The organism is Brevibacillus sp. SKDU10 (genome assembly GCF_001645205.1).
In the GTDB taxonomy this organism is placed as follows: Bacteria; Bacillota; Bacilli; order Brevibacillales; family Brevibacillaceae; genus Brevibacillus_B; species Brevibacillus_B halotolerans.
This window is the reverse complement of sequence record NZ_LSSO01000124.1, coordinates 16,657-41,565: the sequence shown is the minus strand read 5'-3', so window position 1 is coordinate 41,565 and position 24,909 is coordinate 16,657. Positions and strand designations below refer to the sequence as shown.

Genomic DNA, 24,909 nt, shown 5'->3' with positions numbered 1-24,909 from the left:
CAGGTGAAAATTCGTGGGTATCGGATCGAGCTTGGCGAGGTGGAAGCGCATCTGTTACGAATCGAATCTGTGCAAGAGGCTATTGTGGTTGCACGTGAAGAGCAAGAGGGACAGAAGCACCTATGCGCCTATTTCGTAGCAGATAAGCAGTTAACTGTGGGTGAGATTCGAAACGTACTGGCTCAGGAATTACCTAGCTTTATGATTCCGGCTTTCTTTATACAACTAGAACAAATGCCTCTTACTACAAACGGAAAGATTGATCGCAAGGCACTGCCTGCACCAGAGGGTGGCGTGCAAACAGGAGTTGAGTATGTAGAGCCGCGTACACCGGTTGAACAAACATTGGTTTCGATTTGGCAGGCAGTCTTGGGAAGTCAACAGATTGGTATTTTAGAGAATTTCCTAGATCTTGGGGGAGATTCGATCAAAGCTATTCAGGTATCTTCCAGATTGCTGCAAGCAGGCTATAAGCTTGAGATTAAAGATTTGTTCAAATATCCAACTGTAGCCCAATTAAGTCCGCATCTTCAAGCGGTTAGCAAAATCGCAGACCAAAGGGAAGTAGTTGGGGCAATCAAGCTAACGCCAATTCATCACTGGCTTTTTGAACAAAAATCGGCTGAGCCGCACCATTTCAACCAAGCAGTCACCCTGTATCAAAAGCAAGGATTCGATGAAGTGGTACTGCGTCAAGTAATACAAAAGATTGTAGAGCATCACGATGCTTTGCGAATGGTGTTCAAAGAGACCGAAGCTGGTTATGAGGCTTGGAATCGCGGGATAGATGAAGGAGAGCTATACAGTCTTGAAATAATTGATTTGAGAAACGAACGTGAAGTGACCCAGGTAATTGAGGCGAAAGCAAATGAGATTCAAAGCAGCATCAACATAACAGAAGGTCCACTAATGAAGCTTGGACTTTTCAAATGTTCAGATGGCGATCATTTGCTGATCGTAATTCACCACTTGGCCGTTGATGGTGTCTCATGGCGAATTCTATTTGAGGACATTGCATCAGGTTACGAACAAGCATTGAATGGACAAGAGATTCGTCTCCCTCAAAAAACCGATTCCTTCCAAACTTGGGCTGAACAGTTGTCTCTTTATGCCAACAGTCCGACGATGGAAGCAGAGCGAGCTTATTGGAATCAAATTGAACAAAGTAAGACGATACCGATACCGAAAGATCAGGTTCTGGAGAAGTCATATGTACGAGATGGAGAAATCGTTACCATACGCTGGACAGAGCAAGAAACAGAACAACTCCTAAAACAGGCAAATCGTGCCTACAATACAGAAGTTAATGATCTGTTATTAACAGCGCTTGGAATGGCTATTCATGCGTGGACAGGTACGGAACAAGTATTGGTGAATTTAGAAGGCCATGGTCGGGAATCTATCGTTCCAGATATTGATATTTCACGTACAGTTGGCTGGTTTACTAGTCAGTTCCCAGTTGTTTTGGAAACCAGTGCGAACAAACATATCGGTCAGCGGATTAAGACTATTAAAGAGGGACTGCGTCAAATTCCGCAAAAAGGTATTGGCTACGGCATTCTAAGATATCTATCTGATCCTAAAGACGGTATGACATTCATGGCGGAGCCTGAGATCACATTTAACTATTTGGGACAATTTGATCAGGATTTACAGCGCAATGAAATGCAATTTTCGCCTTATTCAAGTGGAGAAGCTGTCAGCCAGGAAAAGGAACGCAGATACACTCTGGATATGAATGGTTTGATTACCAAAGGTGTATTAGAACTTACGATTGGCTTTAACGGCAAGGAATATCAGCACGAAACGATTATGCATATTGCTGAGCTGTTACGTTCTAGCTTACAAGAGGTCATTAGACACTGCGTAGCTAAGGAACGTGCAGAATTGACTCCAAGTGATATTTTATTAAAAGGCCTGACGATTGAAGAACTGGAACGATTAGTGGAGAATACACAGCACCTTGGTGAGATTGAAAACGTCTATCCGTTGACACCGATGCAAAAGGGCATGTATTTCCACAGTTTAATGAATCCATCGTCTGGAGCTTACTTTGAACAAACGACATTTGATTTAAAAGGAAGCTTTGATGTCATTGCTTTTGGAAAAAGTTTAGAAATCTTGACGCAAAGGCATGTTGCATTAAGAACAAATTTCTACAATGGCTTAAAAGACTTACCCGTACAAGTGGCTTATCGAAACAAACGCAGTGAGTTTTATTATGAAGATTTGCGTCAAATGGATAAGGCAACGCGTGATGCATATCTTGCTAATTTCGCTGTTGAAGATAAAGCAAAAGGTTTTGATTTGGCCCAAGATTCACTCATTCGGGTATCAATCTTACGCATAGATGACAAAGCATATCACTTGATCTGGAGCTTCCATCATATCGTGATGGATGGCTGGTGCTTATCTCTTATGACAAAAGAAGTGTTTGGCAGCTATTTTGCCATTCGAGGAAATAAGCAACCTGAGCTTGGTGATGTAACACCTTATAGTAACTATATGGAGTGGCTGGAAAATCAGGATGAGGCTAAGGCATCAGATTACTGGAGTGAGTATCTGTCTGGTTATGACCAGCAAACCTTACTGCCAAAAGGAAAGATGTCAAACAAACCTGAGGGCTATTCCGCATCGAAGTTCACTCGTCAGCTTGGCAAGGAGCTAACCGAGCGTTTGCACCAGATAGCAAAACAAACACAAGTAACAATTAATACGCTGGTACAAGCAGCATGGGGAGTTACCTTGCAAAAATATAATGATAGCCAAGATGTTGTTTTCGGAAGTGTTGTCTCTGGAAGACCAACCGAAATTCCTGGAATTGAAAACATTATTGGTCTATTTATCAACACAATTCCTGTTCGTATTCGTTGCACAAAGGAAGAACCATTTGCGGATGTAATGATTCGTGGACAGGAGCAAGCTCTGGCATCTCAAGCATTTGATACTTACCCGCTATACGACATCCAACGATTATCTGCACAAAAGCAAGATTTGATCAACCATATTATTGTGTTTGAAAATTATCCAATGGGAGAACAAATTGAGCAGTTGGGCAATGGCGATGATGAGGGCTTTGAGATTGCAAATATCCAGATAATGGAACAGACCAACTATGACTTCAACCTATCTATTATCCCAGGAGAAAATATGAATATTTGCTCCGAGTACAATGCAGTTGTCTATGATCAGGATAGCATTCAACAGATTCTAGGCCATTTTGTACACATTTTGGAGCAAATTGCGGACAATCCATACATTCGTGTCAACGAGCTGGAATTAATAACAGAAACAGAAAAGGCACAAATCCTAGAAGTATTTAATGATACTGACATGGAATATCCTCATGCAATGACCATTCAACAGCTATTTGAGGCACAGGTAGAAGGTGCACCAGATCAGGTAGCGGTTGTTTATGAGGGAAGTCAGCTAACATACCGTGAGTTAAATGAAAAGGCAAATCAACTGGCCCATACATTGAGAGCTGCTGGAGCAAGAGCTGATCAATTGGTAGGGATCATGGCTGAACGTTCATTAGAAATGATAGTCGGTATTCTTGCGATTTTAAAAGCCGGCGCAGCCTATGTACCGATTGACCCTGAGTATCCTGAGGAACGCATTAGCTATATGCTCGAGGATGCGGGAGCCAAACTGCTGGTAACGCAAACCCATTTGCGGGAGCGTGTAGCTTTTACAGGCAGCATCGTTATGCTAGACGATGCAGAAGCATATAGTCACGATCATTCCAATCTAAAACCAATTCAAGGACCAGATCATTTAGCGTATGTGATTTATACATCTGGTACAACAGGTAAGCCAAAAGGTGTCATGATTGAGCAGCAACAATTGACAGCGATGGCTCATGCTTGGAAAGTAGCCTATGGATTAGGTGAAGAGCGACCAACAGTATTGCAGTGGGCAAGCTTCTCCTTTGACGTATTTACAGGAGATTATGTCCGAGCATTACTGCATGGCGGAACATTGATTATATGCCCAAGTCATTCCAGATTAGAGCCTGCGAGTATCTATGAGCTAATCAGAGGGCATAAGGTTACTATTTTTGAATCAACACCAGCCATTGCGGTACCGCTGATGGATTATATTTATGACAACAAATTGGACGTTCTTACCTTAAAAACGCTAATTGTTGGTTCCGATCAATGTCCACCAGACGCCTTTGCGACCTTGCTAACTCGATTTGGCTCGCACATGCGAATTCTTAACAGCTATGGGGTAACTGAGGCGTGCATTGATTCTAGCTTCTTTGAACAGACTGACTCTCTTTTTGCTATGAATATACCGATTGGTAAGCCGTTGCCTAATGTTAAAATGTACGTTTTACATGAAAACAACGTGATGCAGCCTATCGGGATACCTGGTGAGCTGTATATAGCTGGAAAAGGTGTGGGACGAGGCTACTTGAACCGTCCAGAGCTGACAGCAGAGAAGTTTGTAGAGAATCCGTTTGTTGCAGGAGAGCGGATGTATCGAACAGGCGACTTGGTAAGATGGCTACCGAATGGCAATATTGAATATCTGGGTCGGATCGATCATCAGGTAAAAATCCGCGGGAACCGAATTGAATTAGGAGAAGTAGAAACACAGTGTTTAAAAGTCGCGAAGATAAAAGAAAATGTCGTCGTTGCACAAGAGGACCAAGCAGGAAGAAAGTATTTGTGCGCTTATTTTGTAGCAGATCAAAAACTATCTTCAAGTGAACTAAGAGAGGCTTTGTCACAAGTGCTTCCGAGTTTCATGGTTCCTTCGTATTTCATGCAAGTAGAGCAACTACCGCTTACACCGAATGGAAAAATTGATCGTAAAGCGTTGCCAATCCCAGATGGAACTATAGAGAATGAAATCGAATACGTGGAACCTCGCACAGCGGCAGAGAGAATGCTGGTTTCCATTTGGCAAGCTGTTTTGGGTACAAAAGCAATCGGGATCATGGATAATTTCTTTGATCTTGGCGGTGACTCGATCAAATCTATACAGGTTTCTTCACGCTTATTGCAGGCAGGTTATAAGCTGGAGATGAAAGATTTATTCCGCTATCCAACAATAGCAGAGCTAAGCAAGCATATTCATTCGGTTACAACAATAGCTGATCAAGGAGAGGTAATAGGGGAAGCGTTGTTAACTCCGATTCAACGCTGGTTCTTTGAGCAATCCTATGCAGACTCCGATCACTATAACCAAGCGATGATGCTATACCGGGCAGAAGGCTTTGATGAAACCGCTCTTCATAAAGTAATGGATAAAATCACGGAACACCATGATGCACTACGGATGGTAATTCGCGAATCTGAAGGCGAGTATCAGGCATGGTACCGTGGAGTAGATGAAGGGGAAGCCTATAGTCTCGATGTTTTTGATTTCAAAAACGTGACCAACTGCGCTCAAGCGATTGAAGAGAAAGCAAATCAGTTGCAGGCGAGCATCAGTATGAGTGAAGGGCCGCTTCTAAGGCTTGGGTTATTCCAATGCGAGGATGGAGATCATCTGCTGATTGTGATCCATCATCTAGTTGTAGATGGGGTTTCGTGGAGAATCTTGTTTGAGGATATTGCAAGTGGCTATGAACAAGCTGTTAAGGGAGAAGCTATTCGTTTCCCATATAAAACAGACTCGTTCCGTACATGGGCAGAGCAGTTATCCCAATACGCCAATAGTGAACAAATCGAGCTAGAGCGTAAATACTGGCAGCAAATCGACCAAACAAAAGCCTCCCCATTACCAAAAGATAACGGACAAGTTGCTTCGTTGATGAAGGATGTTGAGTCTGTCACTGTTCATTGGACAGAGCAGGAAACCGAGCAGTTGTTAAAGCAAGCAAACCGAGCTTATAACACAGAGGTAAATGACCTATTGCTGGCAGCCTTAAGCTTAGCGCTTCATTCTTGGGCAGGAATGGAACAAGTGCTGATAAACATGGAAGGGCACGGCAGAGAGGCTATTCTTTCAGATGTCGACATCACACGTACCGTAGGATGGTTTACGAGTCAATATCCTGTCCTGCTGCAGATGAATGCTGGCAAACAGATGTCTACATTAATAAAAACGGTTAAAGAAGGTCTTCGCCAAGTACCTCAAAAGGGAATTGGCTACGGTATCCTAAGATATTTATCTGACAGCCGTGAGGAGCATGCATTCACATCTGAACCTGAGATTAGCTTTAATTATCTCGGTCAGTTTGATCAGGACTTGCAAAACAATGCTATTGAGCTATCTCCATATTCAAAAGGCTCAGACATGAGTGAAAATGCGACGATGCAATATGCCATGGATATGAATGGCGTGATTTCGAATGGTGCCTTGTCAATGACAATCCATTACAGTGGCAAAGAGTATCATCGCGAAACGATGGAGCAGCTCACTAAGCTTTTACAAGAGAGTCTACGTCAAGTAATTGAGCACTGCGTATCGAAAGAACGTACAGAACTGACGCCAAGTGATGTTTTACTAAGAGGATTGACAGTAGAAGAGCTTGAACAGATTGAAGCAAAAACCAAACACATTGGTGAAATTGAAAACATTTATGAAATGACGCCAATGCAGAAGGGAATGTGGTTCCATAGTCTCATGGATCCGCAATCAGGAGCTTATTTTGAACAAACGGCATTTGATGTGCTTGGACGCTTTGATGCTACCGTTTTCGGACAAAGCTTACAAATGCTGTTCCAACGCCACGAGATTTTTAGAACAAGCTTCTACAACGACTGGAAGGATCAACCAGTTCAAGTTGTCTTCCAAAATAGAGCCCATGTTCTTCATTATGAAGAGCTACTGGGAATGGATAAAGCTGAACAGGAATTGTATTTGAAAGACTTTATTCAAAAGGATAAAGAAACAGGATTTGATCTAAGTCAGGATACGCTGTTGCGGATATCCGTATTACGAACAGGTACGGAGGAATACAGGGTCATCTGGAGTTCCCATCATATTCTCATGGATGGCTGGTGCTTATCTCTGGTTGCTCAAGAGGTGTTTGAATGCTACTTTGCCATCATGCAAAATAGAGAACCGAGATTGACTGATGTTCCGCCATATAGTGCCTATATCGAATGGTTAGAGCGCCAGGACATGCAGGAAGCATCTAGCTATTGGAGCAATTATTTGGCTGGGTATGACCAACAAACGACAGTGCCAAAAGAGAAACTTCCAAGAAAAGAACTTCCGGTTTTCGACCATCGTTTCTGCGATTTGAGTCGAGAACTGACTGTACAGATGAATGGGCTTGCAAGAAAACATCAGGTGACAATCTATACGTTAATGCAGACCGTGTGGGGTCTGATGCTTCAGAAGTACAATGATAGTAAAGATGTTGTTTTCGGAAGCGTTGTTTCAGGAAGACCGGCTGATATTCCAGATGTAGAGAGCATGATTGGTCTGTTCATTAATACCATTCCGATACGTGTTCGTTCTGAGGCTGGTGATACATTTGCTGAAGTGATGAAACGAAGTCAGGAGCATGCAATATCATCTCATGCGTATGACACGTATCCACTTTATGAAATCCAAGCCTTGTCTGAACAAAAACAAGATTTGATTAACCATATTATGGTATTTGAAAACTATCCGATGGAACAACAGATGGAGCAAGTCGGTGGTAATAATCCGGAAGCCTTTGAGGTTGCTAACGTTTCGATTGTAGAACAGACAAACTATGACTTTAATCTAAATATTCTCCCTGGGGAAGAAATTAGAGTCCATATCGAGTACAATGCGTCTGTCTTTGATCAAGCAGGAATTGACAGGATTTTGGGCCATTTTGTTCACATGCTACAGCAAGTGGTCAATGATCCGCAGGTATCTGTAGATCAACTGGAACTGGTAACCGCTGAAGAAAAAGCGCAAATCTTACATCATTCTAACAACGCAATAGCTGATTATCAGGAAGAGAAGACTGTTCAGCAATTGTTTGAGAATCAGGTAGAGCGTACACCAGATCAAGTGGCAATTGTGTGCGAAGACGAGCAGTTGACTTATCGTGAACTGAATGAACGGGCAAATCAGTTAGCCAGAACCTTGAGAAGTAAGGGTGTACAAGCTGATCAACTGATAGGGATCATGGTGGAGCGTTCTGTTGAGATGATGATTGGGATTTTAGGAATTCTAAAAGCGGGTGCTGCTTATGTTCCGATTGATCCTGAGTATCCAGAAGAACGTATCAGCTACATGTTAGAGGATGCGAGAGCAAGCCTAATTGTTACACAAAGCCACTTACAAGATCGTGTTGCCTTTATGGGAAGCATGCTGCTTCTGGATAAGCCAGAGTCTTATAGTGAAAATGGTTCAAATCTGGAACCGATACAATCACCAAATCACCTAGCTTATGTTATCTATACGTCAGGAACAACTGGCAAGCCAAAAGGTGTAATGATTGAGCACAAGCAATTGACTGCTATGTCCAATGCTTGGAAAGTAGCCTATGGGTTGCATGAACAACATCCAAAAGTCTTGCAATGGGCTAGTTTTGCCTTTGACGTATTCACAGGTGATTATGTACGTGCTCTCTTACATGGCGGGGAATTAGTTATTTGCCCAAGTCATGCCAGATTGGACCCTGCTAGCATCTATGAGCTAATTAGTAAGCATCAGGTTAGCATTTTTGAATCAACACCAGCTATCGTGATTCCTCTTATGGATTACGTCTACGAGAACCAGCTAGATATCCATACATTAAAAACGCTGATTGTAGGTTCAGACCAATGCCCTGTAGAAGCTTTTGCTCAGTTGTTAAGTAGATTTGGTGACCAGATGCGCATTCTTAACAGCTATGGTGTGACAGAAGCGTGCATTGATTCAAGCTTCTATGAGCAGACGACAAATCTCTTGTCGTTGAATCTACCGATAGGAAAGCCGCTGCCTAACGTAAAAATGTACGTTTTAGATGAGAATCGTGCAATACAGCCTGTAGGAATTCCGGGTGAGCTGTATATTTCTGGAATAGGTGTGGGGCGTGGTTACCTGAATCGCCCTGATCTGACAGCAGAAAAATTTGTAGACAGTCCATTTGTCGACAACGAAAGAATGTACAGAACAGGTGATTTAGTCAGATGGCTACCAGATGGCAATATCGAATATGTAGGCCGAATCGACCACCAAGTTAAGATTCGTGGAAATCGAATTGAGCTAGGTGAAATAGAAGCACAGCTATTGAAGATGCATGCGATTGAAGAAGTTGTGGTGATAGCTCAGGAGGATTCAGTTGGACAAAAGCATCTATGCGCCTACTTTGTAGCTGACGATCAGCTTATCGTGAGCGATTTGAGAGCAACGCTTATGCAAGAGCTACCTGCATATATGATCCCTTCATACTTTGTGCAGCTAGAGGAGCTACCACTAACACCAAACGGAAAAATTGATCGAAAAGCATTACCTGCCCCAGAGGGTAGTCTGCAAACGGGAGTAGAGCATGTAGCACCACGCACTTCACTGGAGCTTTCCTTAGCCCAGATTTGGGAAGAGGTACTGGGAATATCAGACATTGGAGTTAAGGACAACTTCTTTGATATTGGAGGCCACTCGTTACGTGCAACAACTTTAGTGGCTAAAATACACAAAGAGTTGGGGCTAAACGTAGCGTTACGGGACGTATTTAGTTCACCAACGATTGAGCAAATGGCAGCAATAATTACAGATATAAACTCTCAAGCTGCGTATGCTTCTGTACCTATTGTTGAGCAAAGAGATTACTATCCTGTCTCATCCGCTCAAAAACGATTGTATGTTTTAGGTCAGATGGAAGGTGGAGAGCTCAGCTACAATATGCCGAGCGTCCTTCTAATAGAGGGTCCACTTAAGCGAACATCCTTAGAGGAAGCCTTTAGAAAATTGATTGAACGACATGAAGCACTGCGAACTGGCTTTGAAATGATAAATGGAGAGCCAATTCAGCGGGTGTATCAGGAAGTAGAGTTTGAAGTAGAGTATGCACAGGCAACTGAAGAAGAAGCGAAGCATCTAATTAGAGCTTTTGTTCGCGCATTTGATTTGGAAAAAGCGCCGCTTCTCAGAGTCGGACTCATCGAGCTTGGCATAAATCGACACCTCCTCCTGTTTGATATACACCACATTGTTTCTGATGGTGCATCTTCAAGCATTCTGATACATGAGTTCGTTCAATTATACAAAGGTGAGGAGCTGCCACCGCTTCGAATTCAATACAAGGATTATGCAGTGTGGCAACAAGAGGAAGTACAAAGCCAACAAATGAACAAGCAGGAAGAATATTGGCTAGATGTTTTCCGCGGAGAAATTCCAGTCTTGGATATGCCAACGGACTTTGTCAGACCTGCGATACAAACTTATCAAGGAGATACTTTTGATTTCTTCATTGACAAAGAACGTAGTAAGGGATTAAAAGAGATCGCAGCTCAGACCGGTTCTACTTTATTTATGGTTTTACTGGCTAGCTATTCAACGATGCTTCACAAATATAGCGGACAAGAAGATATCATCATCGGAACGCCAATTGCTGGTAGACCTCATGCTGATTTAGAAAACTTGATTGGTATGTTTATTAATACATTAGCGATCCGGACTCAGCCTGCAAAAGAAAAATCCTTCTATGCGTTTGTGCAAGAAGTCAAGGAACATGCGTTAGAAGCATTTGAGAATCAGGAGTATCCGTTCGAGGAACTGGTGGAGCAATTGCAACTGGCTCGTGACTTCAGCCGAAATCCATTATTTGACACAATGTTTATCATGCAAAATATGGAGAATGAGGAGTTTGCTATTGAAGACTTGACATTTACTCCGTATGCAGATGAGCATGGTGTTGCCAAGTTTGATTTAACTTTGAATGCAATGGAAGAAGCAGAGGGCATCAGATGCGGAATGGAATATGCTACCTCACTATACAAACGTGAGACCATAGAACGGATGGCAGAGCATTTCCTACAGGTGATCGATGGCATTATTAATGATCCACATGAAAAGCTGGCTACTCTTGAGATGATAACAGCTAAAGAGAAAGCGTTTATTCTTGAAACGTTTAATGATACAACAGCAGAATATCCTCGTGAACAAACGATTCACCAGTTATTTGAGGATCAGGTGATGCGTACACCAGATCAAGTGGCCGTGGTTTGCGAAGGACAGCAGATGACATTCCGTGAACTGAATGAACGAGCTAACCAATTGGCACGCACACTACGTGCTGAAGGTGTGCAGCCAGATCAGCTAGTCGGTATTATGGTGGAACGTTCTTTAGAAATGATGATCGGATTATTAGGTATCTTGAAGGCTGGCGGGGCTTACGTACCGATTGATCCGGAATATCCAGAAGAACGTATCCGTTACATGCTAGAGGACGCTGGAGCCAAGCTGGTCGTCATGCAAAACCAATTGCACGATCGCCTCACTTTTGTAAACAGACGTATCTCGTTAGATGAGGAAGCCTCTTATCATCATGACGGCTCAAATCTAGATGCGTTGGGTAGTTCCGATGATTTGGCTTATGTCATCTATACGTCTGGATCAACAGGTAAACCAAAAGGGGTTATGCTTCAGCATCAGTCGGTCGTAAACCTGATACAAGGTATCACAGATCGAATTGAATTTGTTCAAGGCAAGTCCCTCTTATCTGTTACCACGATCTCGTTTGATATCTTCGTGTTAGAGACGTTCCTAGCATTAAGTAAAGGAGTAAGAGTCGTTTTAGCTAATACAGATCAGCAAACAGATCCAAAAGCATTGAGTGATGCGATTGTCGAACAACAAATAGACATGATTCAAATGACGCCATCCCGTATGCAGATGTTGCTATCGTCTAACTATCTGGATTGCTTGCAACAGCTACAAGTAATTATGCTCGGGGGAGAAGCACTGCCTACTTCCTTGCTGGAGACGTTGCGCAAGAATACATCTGCAAGTCTATACAATATGTATGGGCCAACGGAAACCACTGTATGGTCTTCAGTCGGAGATGTGACAGATGAGGAGCAAATAACAATCGGTAAGCCGCTTCTCAATACACGCTTCTATCTGTTAAATGCTGAGGGTCAGCCACAACCGATCGGGGTTGCAGGGGAGCTGTGCATCGCAGGTGAAGGATTGGCAAGAGGCTATTGGAATCGTCCTGAGCTTACGGCAGAGAAGTTTGTTGAGAACCCGCTTGTACCAGGAGAAAGAATTTATCAAACAGGAGATTTGGCCAAATGGCTACCAGATGGAACGATCGAGTATCTTGGTCGGATTGACCATCAGGTAAAAATTAGAGGCCATCGAATCGAGCTAGGTGAAATAGAGACACAGCTATTACAGGTAAGCTCGGTAGCGGAGGCAGTGGTCATTGCACGTGGAGATCAAGAGGGTCAGCAGCAGTTATGCGCTTATTTTGTAGCGAATCAGCAACTGACTGTCCATGATCTAAAAGCCCAATTGTCTCAGGAATTACCAAGCTATATGGTTCCGACTTACTTTATTCAACTGGAACAAATGCCACTTACACCAAATGGAAAGATTGATCGTAACGCACTGCCTGCCCCAGAAGGAGGCATTCACACTGGAGCAGAATACGCGGCACCTCGTACTTGGATGGAAGTTAAGCTGGTACAAATTTGGCAAGAGGTACTAGGACTAGAAACCATCGGAATAAGAGATAACTTCTTTGAAATCGGTGGGCATTCCTTACGTGCCACAAACTTGGTAGCGAGGATCTATAAAGAAATGAACAAAAATCTTCCTCTTCGGGATGTATTCCAATACCCGACTATCGAGCAAATGGCCAACGTAATAGCTGGTAAGGAGCAAAGTACTTATACCTCAATTCCAGTTACTGAGGAGCGAGAGTATTACCCTGTATCTTCTGTACAAAAACGTTTATACATTTTAAGTCAGTTCACAGGTGGCGAAATTAGCTACAATATGCCAGACATCGTGATGATTGAAGGCTCGTTGGATAAACAGCGGGTGGAGGAAGCCTTCCAGAAGCTGATCGAGCGTCACGAAACCTTACGAACCAGCTTTGAAATGGTAAATGGAGAACCAGTACAACGAGTTCATCAAGAGGTTGACTTCTCTATTTCGTATGAACGGGCAAGTCTTGAAGAAGCAAAAGAGCATATACGTGGATTTATCCGCGAATTTGACTTGAAAATGGCACCATTGCTACGTATTGGTTTGATTGAAACCAACCCTGATCGTTATCTCTTGCTATTTGATATGCACCATATCATTTCTGATGGGGTTTCAATGGGCAATCTTATTCAAGAATTCGCTCGACTATATGCAGGAGAAGAGCTATCACCGCTTCGCATCCAATACAAGGATTATGCGGCATGGCAACATACAAATGTTCACAGTGAGCAAATGAAACAGCGGGAAGCATATTGGCTGGATGCATTCCGCAAAGAGATTCCTGTACTAGATCTGCCTACCGACTATGTTCGACCAGCTCTACAAAGCTTTGCTGGTGAAACGATTGAATTTGTAATAGAGGATCATGACAGAGAGGGCTTAAAGAAACTAGCGGCCCAAACAGGTTCTACCTTACACATGGTCATGCTAGCAGCCTATACTACGCTCCTGCATAAATATACAGGACAAGAGGATATAATTGTGGGAACTCCGATTGCTGGAAGACCACATGCTGACCTTGAAGACATGATAGGAGTTTTCCTGAATACCTTAGCACTTCGCAACTATCCGTCTAAAGACAAATCCTTCTATGAATATTTGCAAGAAGTGAAGGCAAATGCTCTGAAAGCTTATGAAAATCAGGATTATCCATTTGAAGAATTGGTAGAAAAGCTGAAAGTAAACCGAGATTTAAGTCGAAATCCTCTGTTTGACACGATGTTTGAATTTATCACTTTGGAGCAAGGCGAGCTACAGATGGAAGGTTTACATGTTAAGCCTTATCCAAGTGAAAATACCGTGGCTAAATTCGATCTAACGCTAGAAGCTATGGAGAGAGAAGAAGGAATTGTATGCACGTTAGAATATGCTACGGCTCTATTCAAGAGAGAGACTGTTGAGCGCATAGTGGGGCATTTCAAACAAATCATTTCTGCCATTGTCCAAAATCCTCAAAATACACTAGGGTCTTTCGACATGATTACTTTGGCAGAAAAAGAAGCAATTTTAGATGTGTTTAATGCTACGGCTATTGATTATGCAAGCGAAAAAACGATACATCGCTTATTTGAAGAGCAAGTGGAGCGTACTCCAGATCAAGTAGCGGTTGTACATGAGGGCAATCAATTAACTTACCGCGAACTCAACGAGCGAGCGAATCAACTAGCCCGAACATTGCGAGCTGAAGGTGTTGAAGCCGATCAGTTAGTAGGAATAATGGTTGATCGATCGGTGGAAATGATGGTTGGGATCTTGGGAATTCTCAAAGCTGGCGGTGCGTATGTACCAATTGATCCTGAATATCCAGAAGAACGTATCAGCTATATGCTAGAGGATGCTCAAGCGAAACTATTGGTCTTGCAAAGTCATTTAGTAGAGTGCGTGTCCTTTACTGGAAAACTCGTACTGCTAGATGATTCCGACAGCTACGATCGAGATGGAACGAATCTAGTAGCAGCATCGAGCCCAGAGCATCTTGCTTATGTCATCTATACATCAGGAACAACAGGCAAGCCTAAAGGTGTCATGATTGAGCACAAGCAGGTTACTTCAATCGCTGCTGCTTGGAACAAAGCGTACCGATTAGAAGACAATGCCGTTCGATTGCTGCAATGGGCAAGCTTCTCATTTGACGTATTTACAGGTGATTATGTTCGAGCATTGTTGCATGGCGGAAAATTAGTGATTTGCCCGAGTCAGTCCAGATTAGATCCTGTTCGTATCTACGGATTGATGAAAGAGTACAAAATCACCATTTTTGAATCTACACCAGCCATCGTTATTCCACTTATGGAGTACGTGTATGAAAACAGCTTGGACATTCGTTCTTTGAAAACATTAATTGTAGGATCAGATCAATGCCCTTCAGATGCCTTTGCTCAATTGGTGAGTAGATTTGGTTCACAAATGCGTATTTTAAATAGTTACGGTGTTACAGAAGCGTGCATCGATTCTAGTTATTTCGAACAAGTAACGACTGTACCTTCAGTAAGCTTGCCTATTGGGAAACCGTTACCTAATGTCAATATGTACGTGTTAAATGAGAACCATGCTATGTTGCCGATAGGTGTGCTAGGTGAACTGTATATTGGCGGAAAAGGAGTAGGGCGAGGCTATTTGAATCGACCAGAGCTAACGGCAGAAAAGTTTGTGGATAATCCGTTTGTTCCGGGAGAGAAAATGTACAGAACTGGAGATTTGGCAAGATGGCTGTCGGATGGAAACATGGAGTATGTTGGCCGAATCGACCACCAAGTAAAAATTCGCGGTAATCGGATTGAACTAGGGGAAGTTGAGTCCAAGCTCTTGAAGACGCCATTCATGCAAGAGGCTATAGTAGTTGCTCAAGAAAATGAGGCTGGGGTTAAGCAGTTGTGCGCTTATTTTGTAGCGGCGAAAACCCTGACCCTAAGCGAACTTCGCAACACACTATCTCAAGAATTGCCAGGGTACATGATTCCAACCTACTTTATTCAATTGGATGAGATGCCACTAACGCCAAACGGTAAAATTGACCGCAAGGCTTTGCCTGCCCCAGAAGGAAGTGTACAAACAGGTGCAGATTACGTAGCTCCACGTACACCGGTTGAGAAGACGCTTGTGTCTATCTGGCAAGAAGTACTTGGAACAGATGCAATAGGGATCATGGATAAATTCTTTGATCTTGGTGGTGACTCTATCAAATCTATCCAGGTATCATCACGCTTGTTCCAAGCAGGCTATAAGCTGGAAATGAAGGACTTGTTCCAATATCCAACCATTGCCGAATTGAGCAAACGGATTCAATCGATCACAAGATTGGCGGATCAAGGTGAAGTGGTAGGCGAAGTTGAATTAACTCCGATTCAGCATTGGTTCTTTGAGCAAGCATACACACAACAACATCACTATAACCAGTCCGTTATGTTGTTTAAAGAGCAAGGCTTTGAGGAAGAAGCGCTTCGCAAGGTGATGCAAAAGATTGCTGAACACCATGATGCTGTGCGGACCGTATATATCCCAACGGAAAACGGGTATAAAGCACGGAACCGTGGCATTGAGGAAGGCGAACTCTACAGCCTGGAGGTTGTTGATTTCCGAGATGTATCTGACGAAGCGACAGCGGTCGAAGCTAAGGCAAGTGAGATGCAAAGCAGCATGAACGTAAGCGAAGGACCGCTTATGAAACTGGGCTTGTTCCGTTGCAAGAATGGTGATCATTTGTTGATCATACTTCATCACCTAGTAGTAGATGGGGTTTCATGGCGGATTCTATTCGAAGATATTGCGAATGGGTATGAACAAGCGCAAAACAAAGAGGACATTAGCCTCCCGTACAAAACAGATTCCTTCCAGATGTGGGCACATCATTTGGCTCTTTATGCTAAGTCAGATGCGATGGAGCAAGAGCGAGAGTATTGGCAACACCTTGAACAAATTCCAATGACTCCGCTGCCAAAAGATAATGCCCAAGCTACATCGCTTATGAAAGACAGCCAGTCTATTATGGTGCATTGGACAGCAGAGGAAACAGAGCAACTGCTGAAACAAGCGAATCGTGCCTACAATACAGAAGTGAATGATTTGCTGCTCACAGCACTCGGCATGGCTATACATTCTTGGACTGGAATAGAACAAATCCATGTGAGCCTAGAGGGGCATGGTCGCGAATCTATTATTGAAGACATAGATATTACCCGAACAGTAGGCTGGTTTACAAGTCAATATCCAGTAGTACTGGCACTACATGAAGGAAAACATGTTTCCCAGCAAATCAAGAGTGTTAAAGAAGGGCTTCGCCATATCCCGCAAAAGGGAATTGGTTACGGCATTCATAGATATTTGTCTAAGCGAAACGAGGATCGTGCATTTACGGACCCTGAGATTAGCTTTAACTATCTGGGACAGTTTGACCAGGATTTGCAAAACAATGATATCAAGCTCTCTGCGTATGCAAGTGGTGCAGAGACAAGCCCGAATGCAGCCATGCCATTTACACTAGACATGAATGGTTTGATCTCAGAAGGCGCTCTATCCATTGAAATTACCTACAGTGAAAAAGAGTACCAGAGAGAAACGATGGAGCAGCTAGCAGCATTACTACAAGCAAGCCTCCGAGAAGTTCTAAATCATTGCGTAGCCAAGGAGCGGCCAGAATTAACGCCAAGCGATGTCTTGTTACGTGGACTTACTGTTGATGAATTGGAACAGATCGTTGAACAGACCAGCCATGTAGGTGAAGTGGAAAACATTTATGCGATGACACCTATGCAAAAGGGAATGTGGTTCCATAGCTTGATGGACCCGCAGTCTGGAGCTTATTTTGAACAAACGACTTTTGACATCCGTGGAAACTTCCATGTAGACATCTTTGAAACAAGCTTACGTATGCTGTTCCAAAGACATGAGATATTTAGAACGAATTTCTACAACGGATGGAAGGAGCAGCCGCTACAGGTCGTATATCGAGAGAAAGATAGCTCTCTATATTATGAGGACCTGATGGTGATGAATGTAGAAGAGCGGAATGCTTACGTTGCCTCCTTTATCAAGAAGGACAGGGAAACAGGCTTTGATTTAAGCCAAGATTTATTGATGCGCGTTTCTATTCTTCGGACAGAGGAAGAAGAATACAAAATAATTTGGAGCTCCCATCACATTTTAATGGATGGCTGGTGCTTATCTTTAGTTGCATCAGAGGTGTTTGAATGCTACTTTGCCATTCTGCAGCAAAGAGCCCCACAATTGGCTGAAGTCTCGCCTTATAGTGCCTATATTGAATGGCTGGAGCGCCAGGACAGTAGGGAAGCCTTTAGCTATTGGAGCAATTATTTGGCAGGCTATGAGCAACAAACAATCGTTCCAAAAGCGAAGTCGCCAGATAAAGAAGCGGAGCAAATCTTTAGAACGAGCTTCTGCGATGTAGAGAAAGATCTGACGGCACAGTTGAACAATCTAGCAAGACAGCATCAGGTGACAATCAATACATTAATGCAGACGGTATGGGGCATCATGCTTCAAAAGTACAATGGAACGGATGATGTCGTCTTTGGAAGTGTAGTTTCTGGTAGACCAGCGGATATTCGAGACGTTGAGAATATGATCGGCTTGTTTATCAATACAATTCCTGTTCGTATCCATTGCGAGGAAGGCATTTCTTTCACTGATTTATTAAAGCAGAATCAAGAAAAAGCTTTGGCATCTCATGCATATGACACGCATCCACTTTACGAAATTCAGGCTCTGACAGAACAAAAACAGGATTTGATCAACCATATTATGGTGTTTGAAAACTATCCTGTTGAAGAGCAGATGGAGCAGGTGGGAAAAGATGACGAAACGGCATTTGAGGTTACAAACGTCAAGATGGTCGAACAAACCAACTATGACTTTAATCTCATCGTAATTCCTGGTGAAGAAATTAGAATTCATGTCGAGTACAATGCGGCTATGTACGATCAAGCGGGTGTTGAGAGAATCCTGGGGCATTTTGTTCATGTTATGCAGCAAGTGATCAATAACCCTGCCATCGCTGTCAATATGGTGGAAGTAGTAACAGAGCAGGAAAAAGAGCAGATTATCAAGGCATTCAACCATACAGCAGTTCCTTATCCACAGGAGTACATGATTCATCAATTGTTTGAACAGCAAGCAGAACTCTCGGCAGATCAGCTAGCCATTGTATGCCAGGATAAGCAAATGACCTATCGTGAATTAAATAATCAAGCAAACCAACTGGCAAGAACATTACGATTGAAAGGTGTGCAAGCTGATCAATTGGTGGCCATTATGGCTGAACGTTCCACAGAAATGATCGTCGGCATTCTGGCAATCCTGAAGGCTGGCGGTGCATACGTACCAATTGACCCTGAATACCCGGAGGATCGCATTCGTTACATGCTAGAGGATGCAGATGCGAAGTTGGTTGTTACGCAGCAACATTTGCTAGATCAGCTTTCCTTCTTTGCTGCAGAAAGGCTTGTTCTTCTTGATGATTCTGCGAATTATCAGGCTGAGCGTTCCAATTTGGAGCCAATCCATGGACAAAGTGATTTAGCCTATGTGATCTATACCTCAGGAACAACGGGCAAACCAAAAGGGGTTATGGTCGAACACGCAAGTATTGCAAATACGATCCATTGGAAAGCTAATGCATTCGGGTTTACGAAAAACGACCGCGTGCTGATGGTTACTCCATTTGTCTTCGATCCATTCCTGACACACTTGTTTGGTCCATTGGTATCTGGTTCAACGGTGTATTTGTTGCCGGATGGAGAAAGCAAAGACCCTGTTGCTATTAAAAATGCTATTAAGCAAGAGAGCATTACGCATCTGCAAAGCTCACCTAGTTTCTTATGGAGTATTGTGGATACGATGAATCCAGAGGATCTGAAGTCTGTAAGGAATATCGTAGCTGGGGGAGAAAAGATCGTTTCGTCGCTAGTTAACAAAGTGATGGAAATGAAGCCAAGCATTGAAATCTGCAACGAATACGGTCCGACAGAGAGCAGCGTAGTCTCTACATCTCTAATGATTACGAATCCAGAACAGGAAATTTCTATCGGAAGCCCGATAGCAAATAAACAGGTCTATATCATTGGCGTTCACAATCAGCTTCAGCCAATTGGAGTAGCAGGAGAGCTATGCATTGCAGGAAGTGGCTTAGCTAGGGGATACCTGCACCTACCAGAGCTTACAGCGGAGAAATTCGTTGATAATCCGTTTGCAGCCGGCGAACGGATGTATAAAACAGGTGATTTGGCCAGATGGTTACCAAACGGCAATATTGAGTATTTAGGCCGAATTGATCATCAAGTCAAAATTCGCGGCTATCGTATTGAGCTTAGCGAAGTGGAAGTACAGCTAATGAAGGTGGCTCCTATTCAGGAAGCGATCGTCATTGTAAAAGAAGGAGAAGCTGGACAAAATCAGTTATGCGCCTACTTTGTTTCTGAAGATCAGTTGAAGGTAAGTGAACTTCGAAAAGCATTGAGTCAGGTTCTGCCTGAATTCATGGTTCCATCTTACTTTGTACAATTGGAGAAAATGCCTCTTACTCCAAATGGAAAAATTGATCGAAAAGCTTTGCCGGTGCCTGAAGAAAGCATTCAAACTGGAAACGAGTTTGTTGCTCCCAGGACACCAGTGGAAACAGCCTTGGCATTGATTTGGCAAGAGGTGCTTGGTCTTTCAACTGTTGGAGTGACAGAGAATTTCTTTGATGTGGGAGGACATTCGCTACGTGCAACTACTTTAGTTGCCAAGATTCATAAAGAGATGAATGTTGCGATACCACTACGGGACATTTTCAAATATCCGACGATTGAACAGTTGGCTCAGTTGATAGCTAGCATGGAGCATAACACGTACGCCTCCATTCCTGTCATAGAGGACAGTGAGTACTATTTGGTTTCCTCTGCTCAAAAGAGACTATACATTCTAAGTCATCTTGAGGGTGGAGAGCTAAGCTACAACATGCCAGGCATTATGATGCTAGAGGGTTCGCTAGATAAGGATCGTGTAGAAGCAGCGTTCCAACAATTAACGCAACGTCACGAAACGTTACGCACAGGCTTTGAGCTTGTAAATGGGGAACCAATGCAACGAGTACACGATGAAGTGTCGTTTAAGCTGGAGTATTGGGAAACCAACTTAGAGGAAGCAGAACCAATGATTGAAGGATTCGTACGTGCGTTCGATCTCAAACAGGCTCCACTATTGCGGGTAGGCTTACTTTCAGTCGATGTGAATCAATATATTCTGCTATTTGATATGCATCATATTATCTCTGACGGTGTATCTATGGGCGTTCTCATGCAAGAATTTGTCCAGCTATATCGGGGAGAAGAGCTTTCTCCACTACGAATCCAATACAAGGATTATGCCGCTTGGCAGCAAGCAGGCATGCAAAGCGAGTGGATGAGCAAGCAGGAAGCTTACTGGATGAAAGTCTTTGCTGGTGAAATCCCTGTTCTGGACATGCCAACTGATTATCAGCGACCTGCAAACAGAAAATTTGAGGGAGAAGCCGTCGAATTCGTAATCAATGAACAGAGAAGCGAAGGATTGAAAAAACTCGCAGCCGATCATGAGTCCACCTTGTATATGGTGTTACTTGCAGTCTATACCACATTGCTTGCTAAACAGAGCGGTCAGGAAGACATTATTGTAGGTACGCCGATTGCAGCAAGACCACACGCTGATCTTGAGTCAATTATCGGTATGTTTGTTAACACCTTAGCTATTCGGAATTACCCAGAAGCGGATAAATCCTTCTTGACTTACTTGCAAGAGGTCAAAGACAATTCGTTACAAGCTTTTGAAAATCAGGACTATCCATTTGAAGAATTAGTAGAAAAGCTGGATGTGAAACGAGATCTAAGCCGTAACCCGCTGTTTGACACAATGTTTGTGCTGCAAAACACGGAACAAGGAGATCTGTCCATTGAAGGCTTGCAACTAAAACCTTATGGGGAACAACCAATAGTAGCTAAGTTTGATTTGACCTTAAATGCTGAAGAGCTTGAGGATAGCATCGTATGCAGCTTTGATTTTGCAAGCTCCCTGTACAAACGCGAAACCATAGAACGACTGATCGAACATTTCATGCAGGTGGTTGATTCTGTTCTTGCAAATCCAGAGGCACTACTTTCCTCTATTGAGATGATTACGTCACATGAAAAGACTACCATTCTTGAGACATTTAACGATTCAGAGGCGGATTATCCACGCGAGAAGGCAATTCATCAGTTGTTTGAAGAGCAGGCAGCACTTGTACCAGATCATGTCGCAGTCTTCTTTGAGGGGGAACAGCTTTCGTATCGTGATCTAAACGAGAAGGCAAATCGACTTGCAAGATCATTAGTAGCTCAAGGTGTTCAAGCTGATGAGTTAGTAGGCATCATGGCTGAACGATCCTTGGATATGGTTGTAGGAATGCTTGCGATCCTCAAAGCAGGAGGGGCCTATGTACCGATTGATCCAGAGTATCCAGAAGATCGTATTGCCTATATGCTGGAGGATTCAAATGTGAATCTGCTATTGTTGCAGTCCCATTTACTAGGACGTGTAGCTTTTGATAAGCAGGTCTTGTTACTAGATGACGAACAATCCTACCAGACTGATCATTCTAATCTGGAGCTGCGCTCTGGACCAAGGAATCTGGCGTATGTGATCTATACGTCAGGGACTACAGGTAAACCAAAGGGTACCTTGATCGAGCATAAGAACGTGGTTCGTCTGTTATTTAACAGCAAAAATCTGTTTGATTTTACTGATTCTGATACATGGACACTATTCCATTCGTTCTGCTTTGATTTCTCTGTGTGGGAAATGTACGGAGCACTCTTATACGGTGGAAAATTGGTTATCGTGCCTCCGTTAACAGCGAAGAATCCGAAGCAATTCCTTCAGTTACTTCAGGATCAACAAGTGACGATATTAAATCAAACACCAACCTATTTCTATCAATTGCTTCAGGAAGAAGCGAAGGATAATAGAAAAGAGTTGTCTCTACGAAATGTGATTTTCGGTGGGGAAGCGTTAAGTCCAGCTTTATTGAAGGATTGGAAGGCGAAATACCCACAAGTCAAGCTAATCAACATGTATGGAATAACAGAAACCACTGTCCATGTTACGTACAAGGAAATTACCGAAGTAGAAATTTCTCAGGCGAAAAGCAATATCGGTAAAACAATCCCAACCTTATCTGCTTACATTCTCGATGAACATTTGCGTCTTCAACCTGTAGGAGTTAAGGGAGAATTGTATATTGCTGGTGAAGGATTAGCCCGTGGCTACTTAAATCGTCCAGAGTTGACGAATGAGCGATTTGTTCCTAATCCGTTTGTACCTGGTGAACGAATGTATAAGACTGGCGATCTAGCGAGATGGCTGGCAGATGGCAATATTGAGTATTTAGGCCGAATTGATCATCAAGTCAAAATTCGCGGCTATCGCATTGAGCTGGGAGAAGTTGAAACGCAGCTTCTAAACATCGAATCCATGCAAGAAGCGATTGTGATTGCACATGAAGACGCAAGCGGTGACAAATACTTATGCGCGTATTTTGTTGCAGATCATGAGCTGACTGTAGCCGAGCTAAGAAAAGCATTGTCACAACAGTTACCGGACTATATGATTCCAGCTTATTTTGTCCAAATGGAACGGATGCCTCTGACTGCAAACGGTAAATTAGACCGAAAAGCGTTGCCAACACCAGAAGAAAGTATGCAAACAGGTAGAGAATATGTTGCACCTAGAACCCGGGTGGAAGCGAAGCTAGCTCAAATTTGGCAGGAAGTCCTAGGGCTATCGCAAGTAGGGATTACAGAGAACTTCTTTGAGATTGGCGGACATTCCTTACGTGCTACGACCCTTGTAGCCAAAATACATCAAGCATTGGACACGAGCATTACACTGCGAGATGTATTCCAAATCCCAACGATTGAGCAGATGGCTGAGCACATTGCCAATACAGAGAAGCAAGCTTATATATCCATTCCTCTTGCAGAGGAAAAAGAGTACTATCCTGTGTCTTCAGCTCAAAAACGTCTCTATATTTTGAGTCACGTCGAGGGTGGAGAGCTTAGCTACAATATGCCGGGTGTGATGAGAATTGAAGGTCAGCTTGATTGGATGAAGCTAGAGACAGCATTCCGTCAATTGATTGATCGTCATGAGTCATTACGCACAGGCTTTGAAATGGTCGATGGAGAGGTAGTTCAACGGATCTATAAAGACGTGAAGTTCACCTTAGAGAAGATACAAGCAAGAGAAGAGGAAGTGGATGCACATCTTAACAGTTTTGTGCGGAAATTTGATCTTCAACAAGCACCGTTGATCAGAGCCGGCCTGATAGAAATAGAGCCAGATCGCCATATCCTACTCTATGACATGCACCATATCATTTCTGATGGAATTTCGATGGGCATCCTTATACAGGAAGTGGCCGAGTTGTACGAGGGCAAGGAATTGTCCCCATTGCGGCTACAGTACAAGGATTATGCGGTTTGGCAGCAGCAACGAGCGAAGAGTGAGCTCTATGAACAGCAAGAAAACTATTGGTTTGGTGAGTTCTTTGGTCCATTGCCTGTCTTGGATTTAATGATTGCTTATCCGAGACCTGCGGTACGCAGCTTTGAGGGCGCTGAGCATGAATTTGTCATTGACCGTGCTTTGGCAGACCAAGTCACCCAATTGGCTGAAAATAGCGGAAGCACATTATATATGCTTCTCATGACTACCTATACGATCTTGCTTTCTAAGTACAGTGGACAAGAGGATATCATTGTTGGTACTCCTGTTGGTGGAAGACTTTCTGCCGAATTAGAACCGCTTATCGGTATGTTTGTTAACACCTTAGCAATTCGTAACTATCCGCAGAAGGATAAGACGTTCCATGGATATCTTGAAGAGGTGAAAGAGCGCACGCTACAAGCGTTTGAAAACCAAGAGTATCCATTGGAAGAATTAGTGGAAAGGCTGAATGTGAAGCGGGATCCAAGCCGAAATCCTCTCTTCGACACAGTGTTTGTTATGCAAAATACGGAGGATCAGGAAGCAACCATTGGATCGTTATCCGTTACTCCTTATGTACAAGACCATACTGTAGCTAAATTTGACCTAACCTTGTCAATGAGTACAGAAGGGGGAGAGATCAGGGGAGCATTCGAATATTGCACAAAACTTTTCAATAAAAACATGATTGAACAGTTAGCAAATGATTTCGTACGGATCCTATCTGAGGTTGTTAGCACTCCAAACAGAAAGCTAGGGGAATTCGAGCTAGTAGAGAATACAGCTAGCAATCATGACCTAGTAGAATCTATTACATTTGATTTCTAA

Annotated in this window: 1 protein-coding gene (only partly in view); it reads left to right on the top strand. The window is 43.1% G+C overall.

Annotated features, from left to right (window positions below; genetic code table 11):
• Positions 1-24,909 carry the 3' portion of a non-ribosomal peptide synthase/polyketide synthase gene (locus AYJ08_RS07340; protein WP_064017180.1) on the top strand. The gene continues 11,625 nt to the left of window position 1, outside the view, so the window shows 24,909 of its 36,534 coding nt (coding positions 11,626-36,534); its start codon lies off the left edge, out of view; the stop codon is at positions 24,907-24,909.